Origin of the sequence: Pseudomonas citri, from assembly GCF_025336485.1 — a bacterium.
In the GTDB taxonomy this organism is placed as follows: Bacteria; Pseudomonadota; Gammaproteobacteria; order Pseudomonadales; family Pseudomonadaceae; genus Aquipseudomonas; species Aquipseudomonas citri.
On record NZ_JAODAB010000002.1, the window covers coordinates 59,665 to 84,785 of the forward strand.

The window sequence follows — 25,121 nt, forward strand, 5'->3', positions numbered from 1 at the left end:
GCCAAACCACTGGCGAGGGCGCTGCCAAATTGCGCTCATTGCGGTACCAGCTGAAAAACCTTCCAGGTCGGCCACATTACTTTTGTAGCCAGGCCCAACCTCCCTGTGGGAGCAAGGCTTGCCCGCGACGAGGACAACGCGGTCCACCTGCAATCGAGGCGCCTGCATCGCGAGCAAGCTTTGCTCCCACAGATGAAACCCCTCGCCACAAGGGTTTGACTGGGCCTCACGCCTGCTCCACCTGCTCCAGCCAGATCAGCAGGCGCAGCACTTGCTCGACTTCCTGCACCTGGAGGAAGCTGTAGCGCTGGTGGGTCTTGAAGATGCGCCGGGCCAGGGCGATGTCGTTGACCACCGGCACCCCGACTTCCTTGGCGTACGCCCGCACGGCCAGGGCGCGCTGGTTGGTTTCCATCAGGGAGATGAACGGCAGCACGGTGATTTCCGGTCGGAAGTACACGCCGATGGCAATGTGGGTGGGGTTGGCGATGATCATGCGCGAGCTGCGCACGTCGGACTTGACCTGTTCCGACAGCAGTTCCATGTGCAGGTCGCGGCGGCGGCCCTTGATCTGCGGGTTACCGTCCTGCTCCTTGTGTTCGCGCTTGACCGAGTCCTTGTCCATCATCTGGTCTTTCATGAACAACCCGTATTCGCTGAGGGCATCGAGCACGACGATCAGCAGGATGCAAACCAGGAACGCCAGCACCAGCACCAGCAACAGGTGCCCCCAGATCGCGAACAGGTCCGGCGCCTGGGCAAACAGTTGGGCAAACAGCAATTGGCGCTGGGTGATCCAGACAATCCACAGCGCCATGGCAAAACAGCCCAGGTACAACAGCGCCTTGACGGTGTCCTTGACGGTGCGCAGGCTGAACAGCTTCTTGAAGCCATTGATCGGGTTCAACGCGCCAAAATTGAGCTTCAACGCTTCGCTGGCCAAGGCAAAGCCGCTTTGCAGCAAGGCCGGCACGGCGCTGGTCAGCACGCACACCAGCAGCAACGGCAGCAACGCCTTGAGGCCGATCAGCACCAGCATCGCCGAGTACGCTTGCAGCTCAGTGTCGAAATCGCTGGCGATGATGCGCCGGTAGACTTCCATGATCTCGACCAGCGAGCTGTTGAACACCATGTAGGTGATGCCGCACAGGGTCAGGCAGGTGATGACCAGGTCCTTGGCCTTGAACGTCTGCCCTTTGCGCGCGGCATCGCGCAGGCGCTTGGCCGTGGGTTTTTCAGTCTTCGAGGCGCTGGACGACATCCCCGCCCTCCTCGCCATCCAGAAAGTCGGCCAACGCCCCGGACGTGGTGCCCATGCGCAGGACTTCATCCGGCAGGTGCACGCCGAAGTACAGCATCAGCACCACCAGCGCCACCAGGCTCTTGACCGTCAGCGACACCGAGAACGCGTTCATTTGCGGCGCATAGCGCGAGAGCAAACCCAGCAAGGCTTCGCTGACCAGCAAGGCGGCCACCACCGGCGCACTGATCACCAGTGTCTTGCCCACCAGCACGTCCAGCAGGGCATGGACGGCCGGCAGGTTCATCTCACAAGCGCTCGCCGGCGGGCAAAGGCGATAGCTCTGGGCGACGGTTTCAAGCATCAACAGCAGGCCGCCACCTTCGAGGTACACCACCGCCGCGAACAACTGGAGAAAGTTCGCCAGTTCCGAGGTGTCGACGCCGTTGGCCGGGTCTACCGTGCTGCTGAGCATCGCGCCGCGCTGGTTGTCGATCAGGTTGCCCATGGCGTGCAGCACCCAGAACGGCCAGCACAACAAGATGCCAAGCAGCACGCCGATGCCCGCTTCGCGCAGCATCAAGCCAAGAAATGCCAGGCTGTCGAGGGTGGGCACGGGTACGCCCACAGTGGTCCAGAACCCCAGCGCCACCAACACGATCACCGCCTGGCGCGGCACGCCGGTGAGCACACCGCTGTTGAGGAACGGCAGCATGAAAAATAACGGCGCCAGGCGCGCCACGCCCAGCAGCGTGGCGGCAAACCCGGCGTACAGCTCGAAGAACAACGTCATCGACATCCGCCTAGCCCAACGCCAGGCGGATGACTTCGCGACTGAAATCCAGCAGGGTTTCGCCGTACCAGCCCGAGAGCAGGAACAGGCACGCGGCGACCGCCAACAACTTGAACCCGAACGGCAGCGTCTGCTCCTGCAACTGGGTCACGGTCTGGATCAAACCCACCACCAGGCCGACCACCGTGGCGACGATAATCGGCCAGGCCACCATCAGCAGGATCAGGTACAGGGTCTTGTTGCCGGCATAGACCAGGTCGTTCATCGTCCGCGCCTATGCCAGCAACGTCAGGTATTGCTTGACCAGCCCGGTGGACAGCAGCGCCCAGCCATCCAGGGCGACAAACAGCACCAGTTTGATCGGCACCGAGATGATCACCGGGCTCATCATCATCATGCCCAACGCCAGCAGGATGCTGGAGATCACAAGGTCGACGATCACGAACGGCAGGTACAGGTAGAAGCCGATCTTGAAGGCGCTTTTGATTTCACTCAGCGCATAGGCCGGCAGCAGCGAAAACAATGACGGCGCCAGGTCGTCCTCGGTATGCAGGTCGGCGTCGGCATCGACCTGCCCCGCCTGGGCGCGCTCGAAAAACAGCGCCAGCTCAGGGTCGGTGTACCGGCGCAGGTAATCCTTGTAGCTGCCCAGGCCGTTCTCGGCGAAATTCACCACCGACTCGATGTCGGTAAAGGCCACCGCCTCGTGCTTGTAATAGTCATGGCCCTGCTTCATCACCGGCGTCATGACGAAGATCGCCAGCATCAGGGCGATCGCATTCAGTGCCATGTTCGAAGGCACCTGCTGCAACCCCAAGGCGTTGCGCACGATGACGAAGACGATGGAAAACTTCAGGTAGCACGTGCCCGCCGCCACCAGGAACGGCAACAGCGAAGCGAACGCCAGCAGCGCGATCAGCGAGACATCATTCATCGGCGCCGTTCCGGTAGACCTTGAGCAGCTCAACACCCAATTGCGTCTCCAATTGCACCAGTTCCCCCACGGCCACGGGCTGGCCATTGGCGCGAATCTCGATGTGCCGCGCGGCATCGGCGGCCAGCGGGATCAATTGCCCGTCGATGAACTGCGACAGCTGCGCCAAGTCGATGTCGCAGGTCGCGAGGACGAACTCCAGGCGTACCGCAAGCGCGCCCAGATCGATGGGCGTGCCAGGTGGCGGGGTGGTTTGCGGTTCGGCATCGGTCGCGGTCGCTTGCATGTGTAAACCCTCTTCGGTGAATGTGAAAACGCCCAGGCAACGGTTTGCCAGAAAACCGCGCTGAGTCCGCTCGGTGATGCGCAGGACATCGCCTTCACGCAGTCGCCGAAGACGTGCAGCACGCAGCTCACTGACGCCCAACTGCAACACCAGGCGCATCGGCAATGCCTTGAGCCAGGCAGGCGGCCCGAGGGGCTCGGCCACGGTGCCCGGCGGCGGCAAACGCGTGACCCACACGCGCCCGCGAGGTGTGTCGAGCCAGGGCACGTCGTGTGTCGGGCACTGCGCCCCGTCAATGCCTTCTATGTCCGCCAGCCGGCTGTAGCGCAGCTCACCCACCGCCAGTGGCAAGGGCCGAGGCACCGCCCGGAACAAGTCGACAATGCTCGACAACGGACACTCAGGTCCTACCCACGACTGCAAGCCCGACAGCGCTCCATGCAGCCACTCATGGGCCAGGATCAGCCCGTTCCAGTCGCCGCCGTCGCCCTGCGCACGAAACTGGATGAAGCCCGAGCGGCCGGGCACCCGGCCCAACCCGGCCGCCCGACCGGTCCGTCGCCAACGCTCAATCGCTTGCGTGCAGGCGTGCAGCCGGGGATCGATCCGCCGCAGTTTCAAGGCCCTCAAGCCGGACGCTCCGATGTTTCGTCCTGATCGTCATCCGGTGCCTGCCCAGACCCCTGGTGCGGTTGTTCGCCGCCACTGTCGGTCAATCGCCAGGCCGGCTCCCGCGCCTGGGCGAAAGGCTCCCTGAGTTGCTCGAACACCCAGGCATTGCTGGGGTTGAGTGTCAGCTGGCGGGCGGACTCCTCCGTCGACCGCTGGATCGTCACTTGGCCGCTGGCCGCACCGTTGTTGAACGGCACCTGCAGCAACCCCCGCGCCACGCCCGGCGGAGTGTGCATCGCAACGTCGGGCGCTGGCGGCATGACCACTGGAGGAACAGACGCAGGGACGGCGCCGGGTACAGGGCGCGCAACCGGCGGGCTCGGTGGCGACAGGCGCACCGGTTCATCGACAACCGCGAACGGCTCGGCCGGCGTCGGTTCCATCGGCTCCATCGGCACCGGTTGCGTTGGCTGCGTTGGCGCGTTGACGTGATCAACGGCCATTTCCAGCCGTGACGGCACTGGCATCGGCGCTGGCATCGATACATCGGACAACGGGCCTGCCTGCGTTAAAGGCCTCGGGGTACGGCTTTCCTCACGCACGACATTCCTCGCGACCGTCACACTCGACGGCGCATCTCGGTGCTGAACATCCTCGCGCCCCTGGACCGTGAGCACCGCGTGCCGAGCCAGCCATCGGTCGCTCTGCAGCGGTAGTCGGGAGGAACGAAGCAGCGTAGCCAGAAGGTCCAGCACGCCTTGGGGCAGGTCCTCCTCCTGCACCGGGACGAGTATGTCCGGCAACTCATCCATCCGCCCTTCGCCAGCGGGCTCCAGGACCTGGATCTGGACCGGCTGAGCAGGCAGCCCGACAACCTCATTCATCGCCCCATCCCCGTCATTTCTTCCTGTTCCCGTTCTTCCTGGCGCACCTGCGCCAGCCGTTGTAGGCGTCGCAGCTGCTCGACCGCACGCTGGTGCTGGTGGTGCTTGCGCTGCAACGAACGCAGGCGCTCGCGCTGTGCCTGCAACTGTTGTTCAACCTCTTGGTATTGCTGATCGACACGGTCACGCTCGACCCGCAGCAGATCGATCCGTCGCCGGATGACGGCCTGGGTGCGCAGCAGCGCCAACAGTTGCCCGTGATCCAGCACGCAGTCATTCGCGCGATGGCTGGCCAACAGTTCAAGCAGCGCCGTCTCCTGTTCCTCGAAGCCGCAACGTTCCTGCGACAGCGGCTGCAATTGCCGCTGGACACGCAGCACCGCTTGCTCGCCGCGCTGTTGGCGCAACTGACTGAGGGCCAGCAAGCGGCGCCCATCAGACAAGGATTTCATGCAGGCTACGTAGGGTTTCATCCGGTTCGCAGCGCTCATCCGTGGGCTGGCGCAGCCATTGCTCAAGGGCGTCGCGACATTGCATCGCCCGGTCGTTGGCCGCATCCGCCCCCGGGCGGTATTCGCCCATGTCGACAAACACCTGCAAGTGTTCAAGACGGGCCAGTGTGTCCCGGGCAGACGCGGCCAATTGCCGAACCTGTGGGGTGGTGACTTGCGTCGCCACGCGACTGACACTGCGCAAGACGTCGATGGCCGGGTAATGCCCCTTGGCCGCCAGCGCACGGCTGAGGTAGACGTGGCCGTCGAGGATCGAGCGAATCTCCTCGGCGATCGGGTCCGGTTCGTCATCGCTTTCCAGCAGCACCGTGTACCACGCGGTGATGCTGCCGCCAGCGGTCACGCCGGGGCGCTCCAGCAGGCGCGGCAAGGCATCGAACACCGAGGCCGGAAAACCGCGCCGCGCCGGCGCTTCACCGGCCGCCAGGGCCAGGTCGCGGCGCGCGCGGGCGTAGCGGGTCAGCGAATCGAGCAACAACACCACGCGCCGGCCCTGGTCGCGAAAGTACTCGGCGATGGTGGTGGCCTGCAGCGCCGAGTTGCAGCGATCCACCGAGGAAAAATCCGAGGTGGCGTACACCACCACGCAGCGCGAACGCTGGGGCGACTGGCGCAGGTGCGCGATGAACTCGGTCACCTCACGCCCGCGCTCGCCGATCAGGCCGATCACAAAGACCTCGGCATCGGTGTGTGCGATGAGCATGTTGATCAAGGTGGTCTTGCCGGACCCGGCCGCGGCGAAGATGCCGAGGCGCTGGCCAACGCCACAGGTCAGCAGGCCGTCGATGGCGCGAATGCCGGTGGACAACGGCTGCGCCACCGGGCGCCGCTGCTGGTACGACGGCGGGTCGGCGTCCACCGGGCAATCCCGTTGCGCCAGGGCCGTCGACGGTGCCAGGCGCTCGACGATGCGGCCCTGGGGATCGACCACGCTGCCGAGCAAGGCCTCGCTGCAGGTCAATTGCAAGGTGGCGCCGGTGGGCACGATCATCGACTCCCTTGACAGGCCTTTCGCCTCGCCCAGCAGGCTGAGCAGCACGGCGCCGGGCTTGAAGCCGATGACCTGCGCCCGGGCCGCCACTTCGGGCGAGCGCCAGTGCCGACGCACTTCACAGACCTCCCCCACCACCACCTCGCCCAGCGCCGCCTCGATCAGCGGGCCGCTCAGGCGTAGGGGGTGGGCGGCGTGTCGTTCCAGGCGCAGGTTCATTGACGAACGATCTCCCTACAGCGTCTTGATGACATTGACCGAAACAGTCTCGGAGATTTCGCCGAACGACATAACGTCCAGCTCCCGGAAACGCCCTTCGATCAGTTTCTTGATGTAGCGCCGCACATCCACCGAGCACAGCAGCACCAGGTCCTTGTGGGCGATGTGCACGCTGTCCAGGCCGACGCTGAGGCGGTCCATGAGCTCTTCCGATTCGGCCGGTTCAAGGTTGAGGAAGCTGCCGCCCGAGGTTTGCCGGATGCCCCGGCGTATCACCTCTTCGAACTCCGGCGACAACAGCAGCACGCGCAAGTCGTTGCCCTGGGCAAACTTGTTGCTGATGTAGCGGGCCATGGCCCCGCGCACGTGTTCCACCAGCGCCAGCACGTCCTTTTCCCGGGAGGCCCAGTGCGCGAGCGATTCGAGGACGAGCTTCATGTTGCGCACCGAAATGCGTTCGCCGATCAGGCGCTGCAGCACCTCGGCGATCTTCTGCACCGTGACGTGGCGATACACTTCCTTGAGCAGGTCGGGATAGCGGCTTTCCATCTCGTCGAGCAGTTGCTTGGTTTCCTGCACGCCGAAGAACTCGCGGATGTTGCGCGCCAGCAACGTGACCAGGCAGCGATAACACTCCTCGTCCGCCGGGCGCAGGTGATAGCCCAGTTGCTGCACCCGCTCGCGGTCGGCCGCGCCCACCCAGACCCCGCCCTGGCGATCGCTGTCGTTGCCGCGCACCAGGGCAAACCCCAGGGGCTCAAGCTCGGGCGAATAGTCCAACAGGCGCCAGTGGTCGAAGTGAATGTCGAACTGTTCGGCGCGCACCTCGTTGATCAGCACCGCCACTTGGTGGGCCGGCAGCACCTCGCTGGCACGGAGTTGCGGTTCGGGGATGCGCAGCCCGTAGTCAACGAAGAACTGGCTGCGAAAGCGCGCGGCCCAACGCTGTTTTTCCAGCGCCGGCAGGCGTGCGGCAGGCACCAGCAGCATCAGCGCGACGGTCTCCGTGGCGATGTTGTCGACGTCTTCAAGCAAGCCTGAATCGGCCTGCGGCGCGTTCTGGTCGGAGGGTTCGGCGCGCTGCTCGGCCGAGCCCTGGCGCCAGGCGTTGCGCTGGCGCACGAACACCACCAGTCCGAGCACGCTGGCGATCGCCAGAAAGGTCAGCAACGGAAAGCCCGGCAGCAGGCCGACGCCAATCGCCAGCACCGCAGTGACACCCAGGACGAACGGGTTGCCGAGCATCTGGGCGAGCATGTTGCGCCCCAGGTTGTTGTCGTCGCCATTGACGCGGGTGACGATGAACCCGGCGCCGATGGCAATCAGCAGCGCGGGAATCTGCGCCACCAGGCCATCGCCGATGGTCAACAGGGTGTAGGTCGACAGGGCCATGGACATGTCCATGCCCAACTGCCCGACGCCGATGGCCATGCCGCCGATGAAATTGACGAAGATAATGATGATGCCGGCGATGGCGTCGCCCTTGATGAACTTCATGGCGCCGTCGAAGGAGCCGTACAACTGGCTTTCGCGCTCCAGCACGCTGCGTTTTTCCCGCGCCTGGGCGGCATCGATGGCGCCAGCCTTGAGGTCACCGTCGATGCTCATCTGCTTGCCCGGCATGCCGTCCAGGGAGAAGCGCGCCGCCACTTCGGCGACCCGCTCCGAGCCCTTGGTGATGACGATGAACTGGACAATGGTGACGATGGAGAAAATCACGAACCCCACCACCAGGCTTTCGCCGATCACGAAGTCACCGAACGAGGCGATGATCTCGCCGGCATCGGCCTGGCTGAGGATCAGCCGGCTGGTGCTGATCGACAGCGCCAGGCGAAACAGCGTCGTCAGCAACAACAACGCCGGGAACGTCGAGTAGCTGAGGATGCGCTCGATGTAGAACGAGCCCATGAACACCAGCAGCGAAATGACGATGTTCAGACCGATGAGAAAATCCACCAGCACCGTGGGCAAGGGGATGATCAGCATGGCGATGATCATCACCATCAAGGTCAGGATCAGCAGCTCGGGACGCGCGCTGACGTTGCGCAAAAACACATTGAGCATTCAGGCCAGGCTCCGGGACGACATCATGGGCAACCGCCGGTGCGGCGCTGCTCGATGCATTCATGGGCATAGGCGACATCGGCCAGGCGGGTGAACTGTTGCGCCAGGCGCCCAGGTGCGTCTTCATCGACGAACAACGGCGGCGGCAAGCCCAGGCTGAGCCGGCGCACGGTCTGCAACAGCGCCGAACGGTCACGATGGGAACTGAGCAGCACCGGCTCGCCCAGGGCACCGAGCAGCCATTGGTCGAGGTCATCGGGGTAGGCCAGCACGCCGAACAGGAACACCAGCCAGTCGGCCTCATCGGCGTTGTGCCGGCAGACGAGTGCATCGCCCAGCAGCGCGCCGATGAACAGTCCATCGGCCGAGCGCAGGTGCTTGAGGTCGGTCAGTCGTCCCAGCAGTTGACCGAACTCGGCGTGTGAGCAACTGGGGTCCTGGGCGCTGATGTCGGTGAGCAACGCGGCTTCGATGAAAGCCAGCACATTCATGCGCTGTGACGGCCCGTACAGGGCGATCCAATCCTGGTAGGCACTGAGCGGGCCGTCGTCGGATTCGAGAAAGTCGCGGTAGGTTTCGCGCAACAGGCCGGCCCGCACCGCCATGCTCGCACCGAACATCCGCGCCTTGAGCGCCGCGTTGATCCCAGCGTTCATGCGCTTGGGCGAGCCTTCGGCAACCACCGTCTGCAAGAGGGTTTCAAGCCGCTGGCGGGTACCGGTTTCCAGGTTGCGGCGGCGCAACAATGCCCGCAGCACCAGCGCCAGGTCGCTGTCGTCGGGGAACAGCGCGCGCGCCATCTGCAACAGCCAGGCGACGGGTTTGTCCGCCAACCGCGCCAGGCTCAATACCTGCCGGGCCTTGGGCACGGTGTCGTCCTCCAACACGCGCTCGAAGGTGTCGGTCAGCGTCTCGGACTTGAGTTCGAACAATCGCCGGCCCCGGAACTGCGTCAACGCCGCCGACAGCTCGTCGCTGATCTGCACGCTGCGCTGCGCCACGTCCACCGTCGCGCTGTCATCCAACCCCGCCTCGGCCTCGGTTTGCGGTTGTGGATGTTCCGCAGTTTTTTCGGCGTTGAGCCGGGCCTGGGCCGCGCGACCGCCCATGGAAACCGGTGGCAGGATCATCGCTCGGACATCCGGAAGTACATACGACGCACACGCTCGTGCTGCTGCGGAGTCAGCAACGGCATGTCCGCTCCCAGCGCGTCAGGCTCCAGGGCGTCGAGGATTTCCTTGGGCTGGATCAAGAACACCCGCACAGTGTTGGCCGAGCGGCTCTGGCGATAGCTGAACAAGCGACCGATCCACGGGATCGAACCCAACACCGGCACCCGTCCGATCTGCTCGCCGTGGTCATCGCGGGTAAAGCCGCCGACCAACAGGCTCTTGCCATGGGGCACCCGTGCCACGGTACTGATGCGGGTGCGCCCGACCGTGGGCAACGCACCCTGCCCGGCATTCTCGACTTCGTTGCCGTCCTCGATGTTGAGCGACATCTCGATCTCGTCCGCCTGAGCGAAACGCGGCAACACACTCACCAACGTGCCGTAGGTCACGTGTTGCAGATCGACGCTGCGCTCGCCCACCAGCGGGGCATAGAAGGTGCGGTTGTTGTCGAAGATCGCCGGCACGTTTTCCTGGGTGAGGATCACCGGCCGCGAGACGACATTGGCCCGTTGGCTGCGCTCCAGCGCCAGGACCCGGGTGACGAAGGAAACGCCGTCGAGGGTGGTCGCCGAGCCGGCGTTGAGCGACGCGCTGAAGGTGTTTCCCGACTTCAAGGCCCCTTGCCAGTCGATGCCTAGCTGATTGAGCTCGTCCTTGTGCAGGTCGATGATCCACAACGACAGCTCGACGTGGCGTTTGGGGGTGTCCAGCGCACTCACCAGGTTCTCGATGAAGTGCACCTGCTCCGGCAGCCCCTTGACCAGCAGGCTGTTGGTGTCCGGGTAGGCCACCACCCGGATGTTGCCGGCGGCCACTTCCCGCGAAAGGATTTGCGGCGCGGTCGGGTCTTGATCCGAGGGCGGGCTCGCCAGGCCTTCCAGGGGAAATACCGGCATCGCCCCGCGCGGGCGCTGCGCCGGGGCCTGAGTCTGGGCCTTGACCACCGACGGTTCGACCCCGCGCTGCTCGCCCCGCAACAACTGCTCGATCACGGTCGCCAGGCCGGGGATGGTCACTTTGTCGTCGCGCAGCTCATAGCGACGATCGTTGACGAAGGTGTTGCGCACGTGGATGACACCGATCTGTTGCTTGCCCAGCAGCAGTTCCGAGCGCTGGTTATCCATCAGTCCCGCCGCCTGCACCACCAGGTCGACGTACATCGGCGGGCCCGACACATGGAACGTCCGCAAGCCATCGCTGCGCAGCGGATAGCGGGCATCGTGCAGCCCCGAGCGTTCGAGGAACGCCTGGAGCCGGGCCACGGTCAGGGTTTGCAGCGACAGCATCGAGCTTTTGATTTCCGAGGCGTCGTACAGGTAGATCGCCTGGCCATCGCTGTACCAGATCAGCCCCATCTGTACGCTGACCCGTTCAAAGGTCCGTTGCGGGGTGCGCAGGTCGAACGTGCCACCAATGCGCTTGGCCGCGGCGGCCTTGCTGACGATCACGGGCCGGCCCAATGACCCGGACAGCTCACTGAAAAACGTGCGCGCGCTTTGTTCGCGGGCTTCGAAGGTGTAGACATCGGCCCGCGCGGCCAATGATGGGAGCAACAGGAGCGTGCTGAAGCAGACGGATAGCAGGCATGACGGTCGGCGATTCATCGGTTCACTTGCCCGGAAGGTAGGTGATGTCGGCCAGGCTGCTGGGCGCGAACCCCACGAGCTCGCGGATCTCCTTGGAGAAATGCGAGGAAGAGGCAAAACCGGACTCCAGCGCCACGTCTGTCAGCGAACCGCCTTGCAGGCTCATGTTCAACAGTGCCTGGGCAGCGCGCCAACCACGCAGGGCCGGCTTGGCCGCCGTGCCCAGGGCCTGCTGGCAAAGCCTTCGAAAATGCGAAACCGAGACGCCATAACGCCGCGCCAGGGTGTTGAGCTTTTCACTGCCGGTGCCTTGCTCCAGCAAAAACCCCACGAGCCCGTAGCCCTCGTGCTGGCGCAACAGGTTGGCGAGGGCGTGATAAGCCACCGAACCGCCCATCGCCTGCTCGATGTACCAGCGTTCGAACCGGTCCCGGGACCGGACGACCTCACCCGCCACCGGCAACAGCGCACAGGGCGCAACGTCCGCTCGTTGTCCGGCGAACGCCGCGCTCATGTCGAAAAAGGCTTGCAGCTTCACCAACGGCGCTTCGCACACCGGCAGCACCTGTAACTCCCCGCCGTGCCATTGCAGCGAGTCATCCAGTACCGCCAGGCCTTCCCAGCCAACCGGCAGGCAGTGATCAAACCGTGCGCCGCTCAATCGGACCGCACCGGCGGCCACACGCAGGTGCAGCACGCGCTCGCGCCGAACAGGAAAAGCCATTGAGTGAATCGACGAAGCCTGCACAGCCGTCTCCTTTGCTATGTGGCAATGAAAGGACCGACAGGGTGCAAGACGCGGCGTCTTGAATCTTGATGGAAAGCTGACGGGCCCGCGCTGGCATATGCCTTGCACCCGTTGCGTTTATCGGCGCCCGGCAAACGAAATGGGTGCCACACTGTTTTTAGGCTTTGTACGAAAAGTGTTTGCGCGACGATCAATGGGCACGACGCTTTTCTATGTGGAAGGTGATGGGCGATGAATGAAGTTCCAACCACTCCCCTGGCGTGGGTCAACGGCAGCGATGCCCCGGAAAAGAGCGCGGTCAACCTCGGTTTCATGGCCTTGAGCGACTGCGCGCCGTTGGTGGTGGCCGCCACCCAGGGCTTCGCCCAACCCTATGGCCTGACCCTGAACCTCAAGCGCCAGGCCTCCTGGGCCAACCTGCGGGACAAGCTGGTCAGTGGTGAAATCGACGCCGCCCACAGCTTGTACGGCCTGGTCTATGCGGTGCACCTGGGCATTGGCGGCGTCGCCCCGACCGACATGGCAGTGCTGATGGGGCTGAACCAGAACGGCCAGAGCATCAACCTGTCACACGGCCTCCAGGCTCAGGGCGTGACCAGTCCTGAGGCACTGGAACGGCATGTGCACCAAACTCGCCCGAAACTGACCTTCGCCCAGACCTTCCCCACCGGGACCCATGCCATGTGGCTCTATTATTGGCTGGCCGCCCAGGGCATCCACCCGTTGCTGGATGTCGACAGCGTGGTCGTCCCGCCACCGCAGATGGTGGCGCACTTGCAGGCCGGGCGTATCGACGGCTTTTGCGTCGGTGAGCCCTGGTGCGCCAGCGCGGTGAAACAGAATCTCGGTTTTACCCTGGCGACCACCCAGACCATCTGGCCCGATCACCCGGAAAAAGTCCTCGGTTGCACCCGCGCATTCGTCGAGCAATACCCCAATACCGCCCGGGCGCTGGTGAAGGCGATCCTGGAAGCCAGCCGCTTCATTGAACAAAGCAGCGAAAACCGTCGCAGCACCGCACAACTGTTGAGCGCCCCGCAATACCTCGATGCCCCGCTCGATTGCATCGAGCCACGCCTGCTGGGGATCTACGCCGACGGCTTGGGCAACAGTTGGCAGGACCCTCACGCGATGCGTTTCCACGGTAACGGCGAAGTGAATCTGCCGTACCTGTCCGACGGCATGTGGTTCATGACCCAGTTCCGCCGCTGGGGCCTGCTGCGCGAAGACCCGGATTACCTGGCCATGGCCCGGCAAGTCCAGCAACTGGCACTGTACCGTGAAGCCAGCGCGGCGCTGGACATCCCATCGCCGCGCGAAGACATGCGCAGCAGCCAGTTGATCGATGGCACCACCTGGGACGGTTCGGATCCGGCCGGGTATGCCAAGCGTTTCAAACTGCACGCCTTGAGCGATGCGGCTCCCCTTTTCGCCAGCCGCTGACAGGAGCCCCGACCATGCTGCGTATCCTGCTGATCAACGACACGGCGAAAAAAGTCGGCCGCCTCAAGGCCGCCCTGACCGAAGCCGGGTTTGAAGTCATCGACGAATCCGGCCTGACCATCGACCTGCCGGCACGCGTCGAAACGGTGCGTCCGGACGTAATCCTGATCGATACCGAGTCACCCGGACGCGATGTGATGGAACAAGTGGTGCTGGTCAGCCGCGACCAGCCACGACCGATCGTCATGTTCACCGACGAACACGACCCGGATGTGATGCGCCAGGCGATCAAGTCGGGCGTGAGCGCCTACATCGTCGAAGGCATCCATGCCGCGCGCCTGCAACCGATCCTCGACGTGGCCATGGCCCGCTTCGAAAGCGACCAGGCCCTGCGCGCCCAGCTCCTGGCCCGGGACCAGCAACTGGCCGAGCGCAAGCGCATCGAACTGGCCAAGGGCATGTTGATGAAGATGAAGGAATGCAACGAGGAACAGGCCTACACCCTGATGCGCCGCCAGGCCATGAGCCGCCAGCAGAAACTGATCCAGGTGGCGGAGCAGATCATTGCCATGAATGAGTTGCTCGGCTGAAAGCCTTGCGGCGCCCTGCTCCGTCCCCAGGTTGGCACAGATCTCGCTTAAGCAATCCCACAGGTAACCAACGGCGGTTGCCCCACCTACGACAAAGACGTCGCACACCCTTTTCGCCTCTATGGCAATCCGGGTTGCGGCGTTTTTTTGTTTTGGCCCTTCGGGGCCGGTGGTGCGACCACAGACGGCGCACTGCTCAAAGCACTGACTCATTTCTCGAGACTTTTAAAGCTGAGGTGCGCGATGAATTCAAGCTTCTGGAAATCCGGCCACACCCCGACCCTGTTCGCGGCCTTCCTCTATTTCGACCTGAGTTTCATGGTCTGGTATCTGCTCGGCCCATTGGCGGTGCAGATCTCCGCCGACCTGCACCTGACCACCCAGCAACGCGGCCTGATGGTCGCTACGCCGATCCTGGCCGGCGCCGTGCTGCGCCTGTTCATGGGCCTTTTGGCCGACCGGATTTCGCCCAAGACCGCCGGCATGGTGGGCCAGGCAATCGTGATCAGCGCGCTGTTCTGCGCCTGGAAGCTGGGCATTCACAGCTACGAACAAGCCTTGTTGCTGGGCCTGTTCCTGGGGGTGGCCGGTGCATCGTTCGCCGTGGCCCTGCCACTGGCGTCGCAATGGTATCCGCCGCAGCACCAGGGCAAGGCGATGGGCATCGCCGGTGCCGGTAACTCGGGCACCGTGCTCGCCGCGTTGATCGCTCCGATCATGGCCGTGACGTTCGGTTGGACCAACGTCTTCGGCTTCGCCCTGATCCCGCTGGTGCTGACCCTGGTGCTCTTCGCCTGGCTGGCCAGGAACGCCCCCGAGCGTCCCAAGGCCAAATCCATGGCCGACTACCTCAAGGCCCTGGGCGACCGTGACAGCTGGTGGTTCATGTTCTTCTACAGCGTGACCTTTGGCGGCTTCATCGGCCTGGCCAGCGCCCTGCCCGGCTACTTCAACGACCAATACGGCCTGAGCCCGGTGACCGCCGGCTACTACACCGCCGCCTGCGTCTTCGGTGGCAGCCTGATGCGCCCCTTGGGCGGCGCCCTGGCGGACCGGTTCGGCGGCATCCGCACCCTGCTGGGCATGTACACCATCGCCGCAGTCTGCATCGCTGCCGTGGGCTTCAACCTGCCGAGTTCCTACGCGGCTTTGGCCCTGTTCGTCTGCACCATGCTCGGTCTGGGTGCGGGCAACGGCGCGGTGTTCCAACTGGTGCCGCAACGCTTCCGTCGCGAGATCGGCGTGATGACCGGGTTGATCGGCATGGCCGGCGGCATCGGCGGTTTCGCCCTGGCGGCGGGCATGGGCGCGATCAAGCAGAGTACCGGCAGCTATCAATTGGCCCTGTGGTTGTTCGCCAGCCTCGGCGTGCTGGCCTGGTTCGGCCTGCACGGCGTCAAGCGTCGCTGGAGAACCACTTGGGGTTCGGCCGCTGTCACCGCCGCTCGGGTATAACTATCCATCATGAGCCTGCAACTGAGTTTCGCCGAAGCCAGCGCTATCGGCCCCCGGGAAGAAAACCAGGACGCCCTGCGCCTGGTCACCCCGGCGCCCGCCCTGGCCGCCAGCAAGGGTTACCTGTTCGCCATCGCCGACGGCGTGAGCCAGTGCGCCGATGGCGGACTGGCCGCCCGCTCGACCTTGCAGGCGCTGGCCCTGGACTACTACGCCACGCCACAGACCTGGGGCGTGGCCCAGGCGCTGGACCGGCTGTTGCTGGCACAGAATCGCTGGCTGCAAGCCAACGGTGGCGGGCAACCGTTGCTCACCACCGTCAGCGCCCTGGTCCTGCGCGGGCGGCGCTTCACCCTCGCCCACGTCGGCGACTGCCGGGTCTACCGCTGGCACGCCGATCAGTTGCAACGGATCAGCGAGGACCACGTCTGGGACCAACAAGGCATGCAGCATGTGCTCAAGCGTGCCCTGGGGCTGGACCAACACCTGATCCTGGACTTCCTCGACGGCGAGCTGCGCCCCGACGAAACCTTCGTCCTGCTCAGCGACGGCGTCTGGGCCGTCCTGGGGGACACGGCCATCGCCGGCATCCTGCGCGACCAACCGGACCTCGACCTCGCCGCCCAGACCCTGGTCAACGCCGCGCACCTGGCCGGCAGCCAGGACAACGCCAGCGCCTTGTTGGTACGGGTCGATGCCGTGGGCGAAGCGAGCATCGGCGATGCGCTGATCCAGTTGCAGCAATGGCCCCTGCCGCCGACGCTGAAACCGGGCCAGGTGTTCGAGGGCTGGCAGGTCGAAGGCCTGCTGGGCCAAAGCCAGCAATCATTGCTCTACCGCGTGCATGACGGCCAGGGCCAGCCCTGGCTGTTGAAAACCTTGCCGGGGCACCTGCGGGACGACACCCGGGCCGGCCAGGCACTGCTCTCGGAAGAATGGTTTCTCAAGCGGGTCGCCGGCCGGCAGTTCCCCGAGGTCCATGGCGTGCCCCAACGCCAGCATTTGTACTACGTGATGCGCCAATACCCGGGCATCACCCTGGCCGAGCGATTCAGCCAAACCGGACCATTGCCACTGGCGCAATGGCAAGACCTGGCGCAGCGGTTGCTGCGGGCGGTGGGCCTGTTGCATCGCCGGCAGATCTACCACCGCGACATCAAGCCGGAAAACCTGCACCTGGGCGACGATGGCGAATTGCGCTTGCTGGACTTTGGCCTGGCGTACTGCCCGGGCCTGTCCGAAGACCAGGCCAACGTCTTGCCCGGCACGCCCAGCTATATCGCGCCGGAAGCGTTCGGGGGTACCGCCCCGACAGCGCAACAGGATTTATATGCCGTCGGCGTGACCTTGTATTTCCTGCTGACCGGGCATTACCCCTACGGCGAGATCGAAGCCTTCCAGCGCCCGCGCTTTGGCGTGCCGGTCAGCGCCAGCCGCTATCGGCCGGACCTGGCCGAATGGCTCGGGCAAAGCCTGGAGCGCGCCGTGGCGGCGGATCCCGAGCAACGTTTTGAAACCGCCGAGGAATGGCTGTTGCTGCTGGAACAGGGTGAACGCCGCAGCTTGAGCGTCAGGCCCCGGCCGTTGCTGGAGCGCGAGCCGCTGAAGGTCTGGCGGACGTTGGCGCTGGTGTCGTTGGTGGTGAATCTGGTGCTGTTGTTTCTGGTGTTTCACAACTGAGATCCGGTTGCGCCCATCGCGAGCAAGCTTTGCTCCCACAGGTTTGCTCCCACAGATTTGCCTCCACAGGTTTGCTTCCATAGGTTTGCTTCCACAGATTTGCTTCCATAGGTTTGCTTCCATAGGTTTGCTTCCAGAGAAGATTTTCAGTGGTACTGGATCTGTGGGAGCAAAGCTTGCTCGCGATAGCGGCCTATCTGCCACCATCAAGCTACCGCCTCCTACGCTCCATTACCGGGCAACACGCTTTGATTCGGTGCAATAAATCCCCCCACTGCTCACCCGACCAGCGGCTCGCCCAATAAATCCGCACTCTCGACCCACTTGGCACAACCACTGCATAACCCCTCTCAACAGACATAAGGCAACGCCTCCAACGATGAAGGCGGTGCTTCCCGAGAGAACGGGACCAGGACAAAGGCGTCCTCGCTAGCTTGCTAGCGGGACGCCTTTTTTGTTTTCGAAAAAATTGCCGAGCCAGCCCGATCGCCGTGATGAAACGGGCATGCGCTCGCGGAGAACCCTGATGAAAAAACTCAAACTGGTGATGATCGGCAACGGTATGGCCGGGGTTCGGACCCTCGAAGAACTGCTCAAGCTGAGCAACGAGCTGTACGACATCACGGTGTTCGGCGCCGAGCCCCACGCCAACTACAACCGCATCCTGCTCTCGCCGGTGCTGGCCGGTGAGCAGACCTTCGAAGAGATCGTGCTCAACGACCTGAGCTGGTATCAGGAACACAACATCAAGCTGCTGCTCAACCGCAAGGTGGTGCAGATCGACCGGGTCAAGCGCCGGGTCATCGCCGAAGACGGCAGCGAGGCCGAGTACGACCGCCTGCTGATCGCCACTGGCTCCACGCCGTTCATCCTGCCGATCCCCGGCAACACCCTGGAAGGCGTGATCGGCTACCGCGACATCGCCGACACCCAGGCGATGATCGACACCGCCAAGACCCACAAGCACGCCGTGGTGATCGGCGGCGGCCTGCTGGGCCTGGAGGCCGCCAATGGCCTGAAACTGCGCGGCATGGACGTGACCGTGGTGCACATCGGCGAATGGTTGCTGGAGCGCCAGCTGGACAAGACCAGCGGCCAACTGCTGCAAAGCGCCCTGGAAAGCCGTGGCCTGAAATTCCGTCTCTGCGAACAGACCCAGGCCCTGCACGATGCCGGCAACGGCCGGGTCGGCTCGGTGCAGTTCAAAAATGGCGACATCATCCCCGCCGACCTGGTGGTGATGGCCGCCGGCATCCGCCCCAACACCGAACTGGCGGAAAAATCCGGCATCCCTTGCAGCCGTGGGATCCTGGTCAACGACACGATGCAGACCTACGACCCGCGCGTCTACGCCATCGGCGAATGCGCCAGCCATCGCGGCACCGCCTACGGGCTCGTAGCGCCGCTGTTCGAACAGGCCAAGGTCTGCGCCAACCACCTCGCACAGTTGGGCTTTGCCACTTACAAGGGTTCGGTCACGTCGACCAAGTTGAAAGTCACCGGCATCGACCTGTTCTCCGCCGGGGACTTCATGGGCGGCGAAGGCACCGAGACCATCACCCTTTCCGACCCCATCGGCGGCGTGTACAAGAAACTGGTGATCAAGGACGACGTGCTGGTCGGTGCCTGCCTGTACGGCGATACGGCGGACGGCGGTTGGTATTTCCGCCAGATCCGTGAAAACGCCGCCATCGGCGAAATCCGCGACCACCTCATGTTCGGTGAGAACGCCTTGGGCGACGTCGGCCACCAGGGCCAGGACAAAGCCATGTCCATGGCCGACAGCGCCGAGGTCTGCGGTTGCAACGGCGTGTGCAAGGGCACCATCGTAAAGGCGATCCAGGAACACGGGCTGTTCAGCGTCGACGACGTGAAAAAACACACCAAGGCCGCCAGCTCCTGCGGTTCCTGCGCCGGCCTGGTGGAGCAGATCCTGATCAACACCGTCGGCGGTGCGGCGGACGTCAAGCCCAAGAGCGAAAAAGCCATCTGCGGTTGCAGCGACCTCAATCACGGCCAGATCCGCCAGGCGATCCGCGACGAGCACCTGCTGACCATCGCCGGCACCATGAACTACCTGAACTGGCGCACCCCCAACGGCTGCGCCACCTGCCGCCCGGCGCTGAACTATTACCTGATCTCCACCTGGCCCGGCGAAGCCCACGACGATCCGCAATCGCGCCTGATCAACGAGCGCGCCCACGCCAACATCCAGAAGGACGGCACCTATTCGGTCGTGCCGCGGATGTGGGGTGGCGTGACCAATCCAGCGGAACTGCGGCGCATTGCCGACGTGGCTGACAAATACAACGTGCCGATGGTCAAGGTCACGGGCGGGCAGCGCATCGACCTGCTGGGCATCAAGAAGCAGGACCTGCCGGGCGTCTGGAAAGACCTCGACATGCCGTCCGGCCATGCCTACGGCAAGTCCATCCGCACAGTGAAGACCTGCGTGGGCAGCGAGTTCTGCCGCTTTGGCACGCAAAACTCCACGCAGCTGGGCATCGAGCTGGAGCATGACCTGTTCAACATGTGGTCGCCCCACAAGGTGAAACTGGCCGTCTCCGGTTGCCCACGCAACTGTTCGGAAGCGGGCATCAAGGACGTCGGCATCATTGGCGTCGATTCCGGCTGGGAGATGTACATCGGCGGCAACGGCGGCATCAAGACCGAAGTCGCCGAGTTTTTCGTCAAGCTCAAGACCGCCGAAGAAGTGCGCGAATACAACGGCGCGTTCCTGCAGCTGTACCGCGAGGAAGCCTTCTACCTCGAACGCACCGTGCACTACATGCAGCGCGTCGGCATGGAGCACATCAAGAAAGCCGTGCTCGAAGATCCGGCCCGGCGCAAGGCCCTGCACGAACGCCTGAAGTTTTCCCTGTCGCTGGAACAGGACCCGTGGAAACAGCGCCTGGAACAACCCCTGCTGAAAAAAGAGTTTGAAGTCATCCCCGTGAAAAACCTGGAGGTGCCGGCATGAACTGGCTGGATATCTGCGCCCTGGAAGACATCAACGCCCTGGGCTCGCGCATCGTCACCGGCCCCCAGGGCGACATCGCGATTTTCCGTACCAGCGACGACGAGGTTTTCGCCCTGGATGACCGCTGCCCGCACAAGGGCGGGCCACTGTCCCAAGGCCTGGTCTACGGCAAGCGCGTGGCCTGCCCGCTGCACAACTGGCAGATCGATCTGGAAACCGGCCAGGCCCAGACCCCGGATGTGGGCTGCGCCCATCATCATTCGGTACGGGTCGAGAATGGCCGGGTAATGCTGGCGCTACGGGAAGCAAGCTGATGAGCCGCCAGACCACTGCCTCGACCTGCTGTTATTGCGGAGTCGGCTGCGGCGTGCTGATCGAACATGACGGCGAGCGCATCCTCGGCGTCAGTGGCGATCCCGCCCACCCGGCCAACTTCGGCAAACTGTGCAGCAAGGGCTCGACCCTGCACCTGACCGGCGACCTCGCCGCCCGCGCCTTGTACCCCGAATTGCGCCTGGGCAAAGGCCTGGCCCGGACCCGTACCGACTGGGACAGCGCCCTGGACCACGCCGCCAGCGTGTTCGCCGAGACCCTCGCCGAACACGGCCCCGACAGCGTGGCGTTCTACATCTCCGGCCAGTTGCTGACCGAGGATTACTACGCCTTCAACAAGCTGGCCCGGGCCCTGGTGGGCACCAACAACATCGACAGCAACTCACGGCTGTGCATGTCCTCCGCCGTGGTCGGCTACAAACGCAGCCTCGGTGCCGACGCTCCGCCCTGCAACTACGAAGACCTGGAACTGAGTGATTGCGTGATGATCGTCGGCAGTAACATGGCCTACGCCCACCCGATCCTGTTTCGCCGCCTCGAAGAGGCGAAATCCCGCCGGCCACAGATGAAAATCATCGTCATCGACCCCCGGCGCACCGACACCTGCGAGCTGGCGGACCTGCACCTGGCGATCCTGCCGGGCACCGATGTCGCCTTGTTCCATGGGATTCTGCACCTGCTGCTGTGGGAAGACTGGGTCGACCGCGATTTCATCAAGGCCCACACCGAGGGCTTGGCCGACCTGAAGAACCTGGTGCGCGACTACACTCCGGCGATGGTCGCCCAGTTGTGCGGCATCAGCGTCGAACAACTGCAGCACTGCGCCGAATCGATTGGCACCGCATCGAGCTTCCTGTCGTTGTGGTGCATGGGCCTGAACCAGTCCACCGCCGGCAGTGCGAAGAACAGCGCGCTGATCAACCTGCACCTGGCCACTGGGCAGATCGGCCGGCCGGGCGCGGGGCCCTTCTCGCTGACCGGTCAACCCAACGCCATGGGCGGTCGGGAAACCGGCAGCCTGTCGAACCTGCTGCCGGGCCACCGCGAAGCCGCCAACCCGGAGCATCGCGCCGAAGTAGCCCGCTATTGGGGGGTGGAGCAATTGCCCGCCACCACCGGCTTGAGCGCTATCGAGCTGTTCGAGCAAGTGCGCGAGGGCAAGATCAAGGCCTTGTGGATCGCCTGCACCAACCCGGCCCAGTCGATGCCAGACCAGCAACTGGTGCGCGCCGCGCTGCAAGCCTGCCCGTTCGTGGTGTTGCAGGAAGCTTTCCGCACCACCGAGACCGCCGCGTTTGCCGACCTGCTGCTGCCGGCGGCCAGTTGGGGCGAGAAAGAAGGTTCGGTGACCAACTCCGAGCGCCGTATTTCCCACGTCCGCCGGGCAATCGACGCACCGGGTCAAGCGCGGCCGGACTGGGCGATCACGGTGGATTTCGCCCAACGCCTGGAGAAGCGCCTGCGTCCAGGCAGGCCCAGCCTGTTCGCGTTTGAAACCCCGGCCCAGTTGTTCGACGAATACAAACAACTGACCCGTGGCCGCGACCTGGATCTGTCCGGCATCAGCCACGCCCTGATCGACCGGCTCGGCCCTCAACAATGGCCCTTCCCGGAGGGCGCCACGGTGGGCACGGCGCGTCTTTATGCGGACGGCGTTTTCCCGACCGACAGCGGCCGGGCGCGATTCATCGCCGAGCCTTATCGCGCCGCCAAGGAACTGCGTGATGCGCGTTACCCGTTGACCCTGAACACCGGTCGCCTGCGCGACCAATGGCACGGCATGAGCCGCACCGGCACCGCCGCGCAGCTGTTCGGCCATGTGAACGAAGCCGTGCTCAGCCTGCATCCCGACGAATTGCTTCGCCATGGCCTGCAAGCCGGTGATCTGGTCAACCTCAAGAGCCGTCGCGGCAGCGTGATCGTGGCGGTGGACAGCGACGACAGCGTACGTCCCGGCCAGGCCTTCCTGCCCATGCACTGGGGCGACCGATTCCTCAAGGGCGGGGTCAACACCCTGACGCAACCGGCCTTCGACCCCTTGTCGAAACAACCGGAACTCAAGCACAGCGGCGTGCGCCTGGAACCGGTGAACCTGCCCTGGCAGCTTTTCGCCTTGGTCGAAGGCGATGTTCAACAGCATCTGGAGACTTTGCGACCGCTGTGCGAGGCGTTTGCCTACGTCAGCCTGAGCCTGACCGGACGTGAACGTCCGGCGCTGCTGATCCGTGCCGCCAGTGCCGTCGCCCCCGAGTCGTCACTGCTCCAGGCGATCGATGAACAACTGGGACTGATCGAAGGGCCCGTGCTGGCCTATGACGACCCGCGTCGCGCCATCGGTAAACGGGTACGGATCGAACACGGTCGCATCACCGCCATTCGCCTGGCCGGCGAGACCCTGGCCCGGCACTGGTTGCAGAACCTGTGGCTGGAAGGGCGTACCGATGAGCAGTTGCGGCGCTGGCTGCTGGCGCCTTTGAGCGCGCCGCCGGGCAACGTCGGTGCGGCGCTGGGCGGCAGCAAGACACTGTGCAACTGCATGAACGTCAGCCAGCGTGCCATCTGCACGGGCATCGAACGCGGCCTGGACTTGCAGGGGCTGAAAAAAGAACTGGGCTGCGGCACGCAATGCGGTTCCTGCGTACCGGAAATCAAGCGGCTGCTGGTTGCCACCGCGCAACCGCTGGCGGCCATCTCGTGAGGAAAACACTATGAACGCAAAAGTCTGGCTGGTGGGTGCGGGTCCCGGTGACCCTGAATTGCTGACCCTCAAAGCCGTGCGCGCCCTGCGCGAGGCCGACGTGGTGTTGATCGACGACCTGGTCAACGACGCCGTGCTGGAGCATTGCCCCGGCGCGCGCGTCATTGCCGTGGGCAAGCGCGGTGGCTGCCGCTCCACGCCACAGGCCTTCATCCATCGCCTGATGCTGCGCTACGCCCGCCAAGGCAAATGCGTGGTGCGCCTCAAGGGCGGCGACCCGTGCATCTTCGGACGTGGCGGTGAGGAAGCCCAGTGGCTGCGTGGGCATGGCGTCGAGGTCGAGCTGGTCAACGGCATTACCGCCGGCCTCGCTGGCGCGACCCAATGCGATATTCCGCTGACCCTGCGCGGAATCGCCCGGGGCGTGACCCTGGTCACCGCCCACACCCAGGACGGCAGCAGCCTGAACTGGCAAGCCTTGGCGCAAGGCGGCACGACCCTGGTGGTTTACATGGGCGTGGCGAAACTGAGCGAGATCCGTGAGCAACTGCTGGCCGGCGGCCTGGCCGCGGACACGCCCGTGGCCATGATCGAAAACGCCTCCCTGCCCCATCAGCGCGACTGCCGCAGCGACCTGGCGTCGATGGAGGCCGATGCCAGCGCCTTTCAACTCAAGAGCCCAGCCATTCTGGTGATTGGCGCCGTGGCGGGCGCGGCTGAACTGGCTGCTTCGCAACCCGCCTGGGTCCAGGCCTCAGCGCTGTAGCAGACAGCAGCATAGGTTCTGCATCCGATCAGAAATCGCAGGCAAAGAAAAACCCGGCCTAGGCCGGGTTTTTCCAAAGCTGTGGGCTAATTACTTAGCTTGGGCTTCAACCTGCGCTTCTACGCGACGGTTAACAGCGCGACCAGCTTCAGTGGCGTTGTCAGCAACTGGGCGGGATTCGCCGTAGCCAACGGACTGAACGCGGGACGACTCAACACCGTACTGGTTGGTCAGAACTTGCTTGACGGCGTTTGCACGACGCTCGGACAGTTTCTGGTTGTAAGCGTCAGGACCGACGGAGTCAGTGTGACCTTCAACAGTAGTGGTGGTGGATGGGTACTGCTTCATGAAGTCAGCCAGGTTCTTGATGTCGCCGTAGCTGTTTGGCTTGACGACCGACTTGTCGAAGTCGAACTTGACGTCCAGCTCAACACGTACGACTTCAGCAACAGCTGGGCAGCCATCAGCGTCAACGGTTACGTTGGCTGGGGTGTCAGGGCACTTGTCGACGTTGTCGCACACGCCATCGTTGTCGCTGTCGGAGCAGACTTCAGCCGGTGCTGGAACTGGAGCAGCAGCAGGCTTGGAGCCGCCACCGAAGTTCACACCGATACCGACGCTAGGAGCCCACTCGGTGTCGCCCTGGTCGATGTTGTATTGAGCTTCAACGCCAGCACGGGCGTAGAAGTTCTCGGTGAAGTACAGCTTGGCGCCGCCACCAACGTTAGCGAAGGTGGAACGGTTACGACCATTGTCGCCGTTCTGACCGATGCTCTGGTCGGAGAAACCAGCCGATACGTAAGGACGCAGCATGTCGCCTGGGTTGTTGAAGTGGTACAGGGCGTCCAGGGCAGTGTTGGCGCCTTTGATGTTACGACCGTCGTCGGAACGTGCGTTGTGCACTTCGTCGTAGGCCAGACGCAGTTCAACGTCGTCGGTCAGGAAGTAACCAACCGAACCGCCGAACAGGTTGCCGTTGTTCTTGAAGTTACGAGCGCTGTCGAATTGTTCTTTCTTGGCGAAGCCTTCGATTTCAACTGCGCCTTGGCCTTGTGCCAGAGCGCCGAAAGAAGTGGCGGCAATCAAAGAACCAATGGCAAAGCCCAAGGTGTTTTTCAGTTTCATCCGTTAAATC

The 25,121-nt window shown here is 64.0% G+C and carries 21 protein-coding genes; 8 read left to right on the forward strand and 13 right to left on the reverse strand.

Annotated features, from left to right (window positions below):
- Positions 1 to 226: 226 nt before the first annotated feature.
- Genes N4Q37_RS02455 through N4Q37_RS02510 form a run of 12 tightly spaced genes read right to left on the reverse strand, consistent with a single transcriptional unit; the run spans position 227 to position 12,017 of the window.
- A complete protein-coding gene (locus N4Q37_RS02455; RefSeq protein WP_260955025.1) occupies positions 227 to 1,261 on the reverse strand; it encodes an EscU/YscU/HrcU family type III secretion system export apparatus switch protein in 1,035 nt (344 codons plus the stop codon).
- Entirely contained in the window at positions 1,236 to 2,039 is an 804-nt protein-coding gene (gene sctT, locus N4Q37_RS02460; protein ID WP_260955027.1) for a type III secretion system export apparatus subunit SctT, read from the reverse strand. Before sctT ends, N4Q37_RS02455 begins: the two co-directional genes overlap by 26 nt.
- A gap of 4 nt (positions 2,040 to 2,043) precedes the next feature.
- On the reverse strand, positions 2,044 to 2,298 hold the full coding sequence (locus N4Q37_RS02465; protein ID WP_020795892.1) for an EscS/YscS/HrcS family type III secretion system export apparatus protein: 255 nt from the start codon (positions 2,296 to 2,298) through the stop codon (positions 2,044 to 2,046).
- Between the two features lie 9 nt (positions 2,299 to 2,307).
- Positions 2,308 to 2,967, reverse strand: a complete 660-nt coding sequence (locus tag N4Q37_RS02470; protein WP_260955033.1) for an EscR/YscR/HrcR family type III secretion system export apparatus protein — start codon at positions 2,965 to 2,967, stop codon at positions 2,308 to 2,310.
- Positions 2,960 to 3,883 carry a FliM/FliN family flagellar motor switch protein gene (locus N4Q37_RS02475; RefSeq protein ID WP_260955035.1) on the reverse strand — a complete coding sequence of 308 codons (924 nt, stop codon included), beginning with the start codon at positions 3,881 to 3,883 and terminating at the stop codon, positions 2,960 to 2,962. Before N4Q37_RS02475 ends, N4Q37_RS02470 begins: the two co-directional genes overlap by 8 nt.
- Positions 3,880 to 4,749 carry a SpaN/EivJ family type III secretion system needle length determinant gene (locus tag N4Q37_RS02480; protein WP_260955036.1) on the reverse strand — a complete coding sequence of 290 codons (870 nt, stop codon included), beginning with the start codon at positions 4,747 to 4,749 and terminating at the stop codon, positions 3,880 to 3,882. The genes N4Q37_RS02475 and N4Q37_RS02480 overlap by 4 nt, the downstream gene beginning before the upstream one ends.
- Positions 4,746 to 5,201 carry a type III secretion protein gene (locus tag N4Q37_RS02485; RefSeq protein ID WP_260955037.1) on the reverse strand — a complete coding sequence of 152 codons (456 nt, stop codon included), beginning with the start codon at positions 5,199 to 5,201 and terminating at the stop codon, positions 4,746 to 4,748. The genes N4Q37_RS02480 and N4Q37_RS02485 overlap by 4 nt, the downstream gene beginning before the upstream one ends.
- Positions 5,185 to 6,471, reverse strand: coding sequence for a type III secretion system ATPase SctN (sctN, locus tag N4Q37_RS02490; protein WP_260955038.1), 1,287 nt, complete (start codon positions 6,469 to 6,471; stop codon positions 5,185 to 5,187). The genes N4Q37_RS02485 and sctN overlap by 17 nt, the downstream gene beginning before the upstream one ends.
- A gap of 15 nt (positions 6,472 to 6,486) precedes the next feature.
- The gene (locus N4Q37_RS02495) at positions 6,487 to 8,535 is read right to left on the reverse strand and encodes an EscV/YscV/HrcV family type III secretion system export apparatus protein (RefSeq protein WP_260955039.1); all 2,049 of its coding nucleotides are present in this window, start codon (positions 8,533 to 8,535) and stop codon (positions 6,487 to 6,489) included.
- A 23-nt stretch (positions 8,536 to 8,558) separates the two neighbouring features.
- Entirely contained in the window at positions 8,559 to 9,665 is a 1,107-nt protein-coding gene (sctW, locus tag N4Q37_RS02500) for a type III secretion system gatekeeper subunit SctW (protein WP_260955040.1), read from the reverse strand.
- Positions 9,662 to 11,311, reverse strand: a complete 1,650-nt coding sequence (gene sctC / locus N4Q37_RS02505; protein ID WP_260955042.1) for a type III secretion system outer membrane ring subunit SctC — start codon at positions 11,309 to 11,311, stop codon at positions 9,662 to 9,664. Before sctC ends, sctW begins: the two co-directional genes overlap by 4 nt.
- A 4-nt stretch (positions 11,312 to 11,315) precedes the next feature.
- Positions 11,316 to 12,017, reverse strand: coding sequence for a helix-turn-helix domain-containing protein (locus N4Q37_RS02510; protein WP_260955043.1), 702 nt, complete (start codon positions 12,015 to 12,017; stop codon positions 11,316 to 11,318).
- 255 nt (positions 12,018 to 12,272) lie between these two features.
- Here N4Q37_RS02510 and N4Q37_RS02515 point away from each other — a divergent pair, with 255 nt between their 5' ends.
- The 8 genes from N4Q37_RS02515 (at position 12,273) to cobA (ending at position 23,986) form a co-directional block, all read left to right on the forward strand.
- Entirely contained in the window at positions 12,273 to 13,484 is a 1,212-nt protein-coding gene (locus N4Q37_RS02515; RefSeq protein WP_260955044.1) for a CmpA/NrtA family ABC transporter substrate-binding protein, read from the forward strand.
- Positions 13,485 to 13,498: 14 nt separating this feature from the next.
- Positions 13,499 to 14,074 carry an ANTAR domain-containing response regulator gene (locus N4Q37_RS02520; protein WP_260955045.1) on the forward strand — a complete coding sequence of 192 codons (576 nt, stop codon included), beginning with the start codon at positions 13,499 to 13,501 and terminating at the stop codon, positions 14,072 to 14,074.
- Between the two features lie 243 nt (positions 14,075 to 14,317).
- Positions 14,318 to 15,529 (forward strand): nitrate/nitrite transporter, encoded by a 1,212-nt coding sequence (locus tag N4Q37_RS02525; RefSeq protein ID WP_260955046.1) that lies wholly within the window; start codon positions 14,318 to 14,320, stop codon positions 15,527 to 15,529.
- 9 nt (positions 15,530 to 15,538) lie between these two features.
- Positions 15,539 to 17,209 (forward strand): bifunctional protein-serine/threonine kinase/phosphatase, encoded by a 1,671-nt coding sequence (locus N4Q37_RS02530; protein WP_260955047.1) that lies wholly within the window; start codon positions 15,539 to 15,541, stop codon positions 17,207 to 17,209.
- Positions 17,210 to 17,735: 526 nt separating this feature from the next.
- Entirely contained in the window at positions 17,736 to 20,189 is a 2,454-nt protein-coding gene (gene nirB / locus N4Q37_RS02535) for a nitrite reductase large subunit NirB (protein WP_260955048.1), read from the forward strand.
- Positions 20,186 to 20,503, forward strand: a complete 318-nt coding sequence (gene nirD / locus N4Q37_RS02540; RefSeq protein ID WP_260955049.1) for a nitrite reductase small subunit NirD — start codon at positions 20,186 to 20,188, stop codon at positions 20,501 to 20,503. Before nirB ends, nirD begins: the two co-directional genes overlap by 4 nt.
- Positions 20,503 to 23,220, forward strand: a complete 2,718-nt coding sequence (locus N4Q37_RS02545; RefSeq protein WP_260955050.1) for a nitrate reductase — start codon at positions 20,503 to 20,505, stop codon at positions 23,218 to 23,220. The genes nirD and N4Q37_RS02545 overlap by 1 nt, the downstream gene beginning before the upstream one ends.
- A 10-nt stretch (positions 23,221 to 23,230) precedes the next feature.
- Positions 23,231 to 23,986, forward strand: a complete 756-nt coding sequence (gene cobA / locus N4Q37_RS02550; protein WP_260955052.1) for a uroporphyrinogen-III C-methyltransferase — start codon at positions 23,231 to 23,233, stop codon at positions 23,984 to 23,986.
- 90 nt (positions 23,987 to 24,076) lie between these two features.
- Here the strand turns inward: cobA and N4Q37_RS02555 are convergent, their stop codons facing one another.
- On the reverse strand, positions 24,077 to 25,111 hold the full coding sequence (locus N4Q37_RS02555; RefSeq protein ID WP_260955054.1) for an OmpA family protein: 1,035 nt from the start codon (positions 25,109 to 25,111) through the stop codon (positions 24,077 to 24,079).
- Between the last annotated feature and the right edge of the window lie 10 nt (positions 25,112 to 25,121).

Coding starts and splice junctions, on each gene's coding strand:
- N4Q37_RS02455 (WP_260955025.1), bottom strand. CDS start 1,261: ATGTCGTCCAGCGCCTCGAAGACTGAAAAACCCACGGCCAAGCGCCTG.
- sctT (WP_260955027.1), bottom strand. CDS start 2,039: ATGTCGATGACGTTGTTCTTCGAGCTGTACGCCGGGTTTGCCGCCACG.
- N4Q37_RS02465 (WP_020795892.1), bottom strand. CDS start 2,298: ATGAACGACCTGGTCTATGCCGGCAACAAGACCCTGTACCTGATCCTG.
- N4Q37_RS02470 (WP_260955033.1), bottom strand. CDS start 2,967: ATGAATGATGTCTCGCTGATCGCGCTGCTGGCGTTCGCTTCGCTGTTG.
- N4Q37_RS02480 (WP_260955036.1), bottom strand. CDS start 4,749: ATGAATGAGGTTGTCGGGCTGCCTGCTCAGCCGGTCCAGATCCAGGTC.
- N4Q37_RS02485 (WP_260955037.1), bottom strand. CDS start 5,201: ATGAAATCCTTGTCTGATGGGCGCCGCTTGCTGGCCCTCAGTCAGTTG.
- sctN (WP_260955038.1), bottom strand. CDS start 6,471: ATGAACCTGCGCCTGGAACGACACGCCGCCCACCCCCTACGCCTGAGC.
- N4Q37_RS02495 (WP_260955039.1), bottom strand. CDS start 8,535: ATGCTCAATGTGTTTTTGCGCAACGTCAGCGCGCGTCCCGAGCTGCTG.
- sctW (WP_260955040.1), bottom strand. CDS start 9,665: ATGATCCTGCCACCGGTTTCCATGGGCGGTCGCGCGGCCCAGGCCCGG.
- sctC (WP_260955042.1), bottom strand. CDS start 11,311: ATGAATCGCCGACCGTCATGCCTGCTATCCGTCTGCTTCAGCACGCTC.
- N4Q37_RS02510 (WP_260955043.1), bottom strand. CDS start 12,017: ATGGCTTTTCCTGTTCGGCGCGAGCGCGTGCTGCACCTGCGTGTGGCC.
- N4Q37_RS02515 (WP_260955044.1), top strand. CDS start 12,273: ATGAATGAAGTTCCAACCACTCCCCTGGCGTGGGTCAACGGCAGCGAT.
- N4Q37_RS02520 (WP_260955045.1), top strand. CDS start 13,499: ATGCTGCGTATCCTGCTGATCAACGACACGGCGAAAAAAGTCGGCCGC.
- N4Q37_RS02525 (WP_260955046.1), top strand. CDS start 14,318: ATGAATTCAAGCTTCTGGAAATCCGGCCACACCCCGACCCTGTTCGCG.
- N4Q37_RS02530 (WP_260955047.1), top strand. CDS start 15,539: ATGAGCCTGCAACTGAGTTTCGCCGAAGCCAGCGCTATCGGCCCCCGG.
- nirB (WP_260955048.1), top strand. CDS start 17,736: ATGAAAAAACTCAAACTGGTGATGATCGGCAACGGTATGGCCGGGGTT.
- nirD (WP_260955049.1), top strand. CDS start 20,186: ATGAACTGGCTGGATATCTGCGCCCTGGAAGACATCAACGCCCTGGGC.
- N4Q37_RS02545 (WP_260955050.1), top strand. CDS start 20,503: ATGAGCCGCCAGACCACTGCCTCGACCTGCTGTTATTGCGGAGTCGGC.
- cobA (WP_260955052.1), top strand. CDS start 23,231: ATGAACGCAAAAGTCTGGCTGGTGGGTGCGGGTCCCGGTGACCCTGAA.
- N4Q37_RS02555 (WP_260955054.1), bottom strand. CDS start 25,111: ATGAAACTGAAAAACACCTTGGGCTTTGCCATTGGTTCTTTGATTGCC.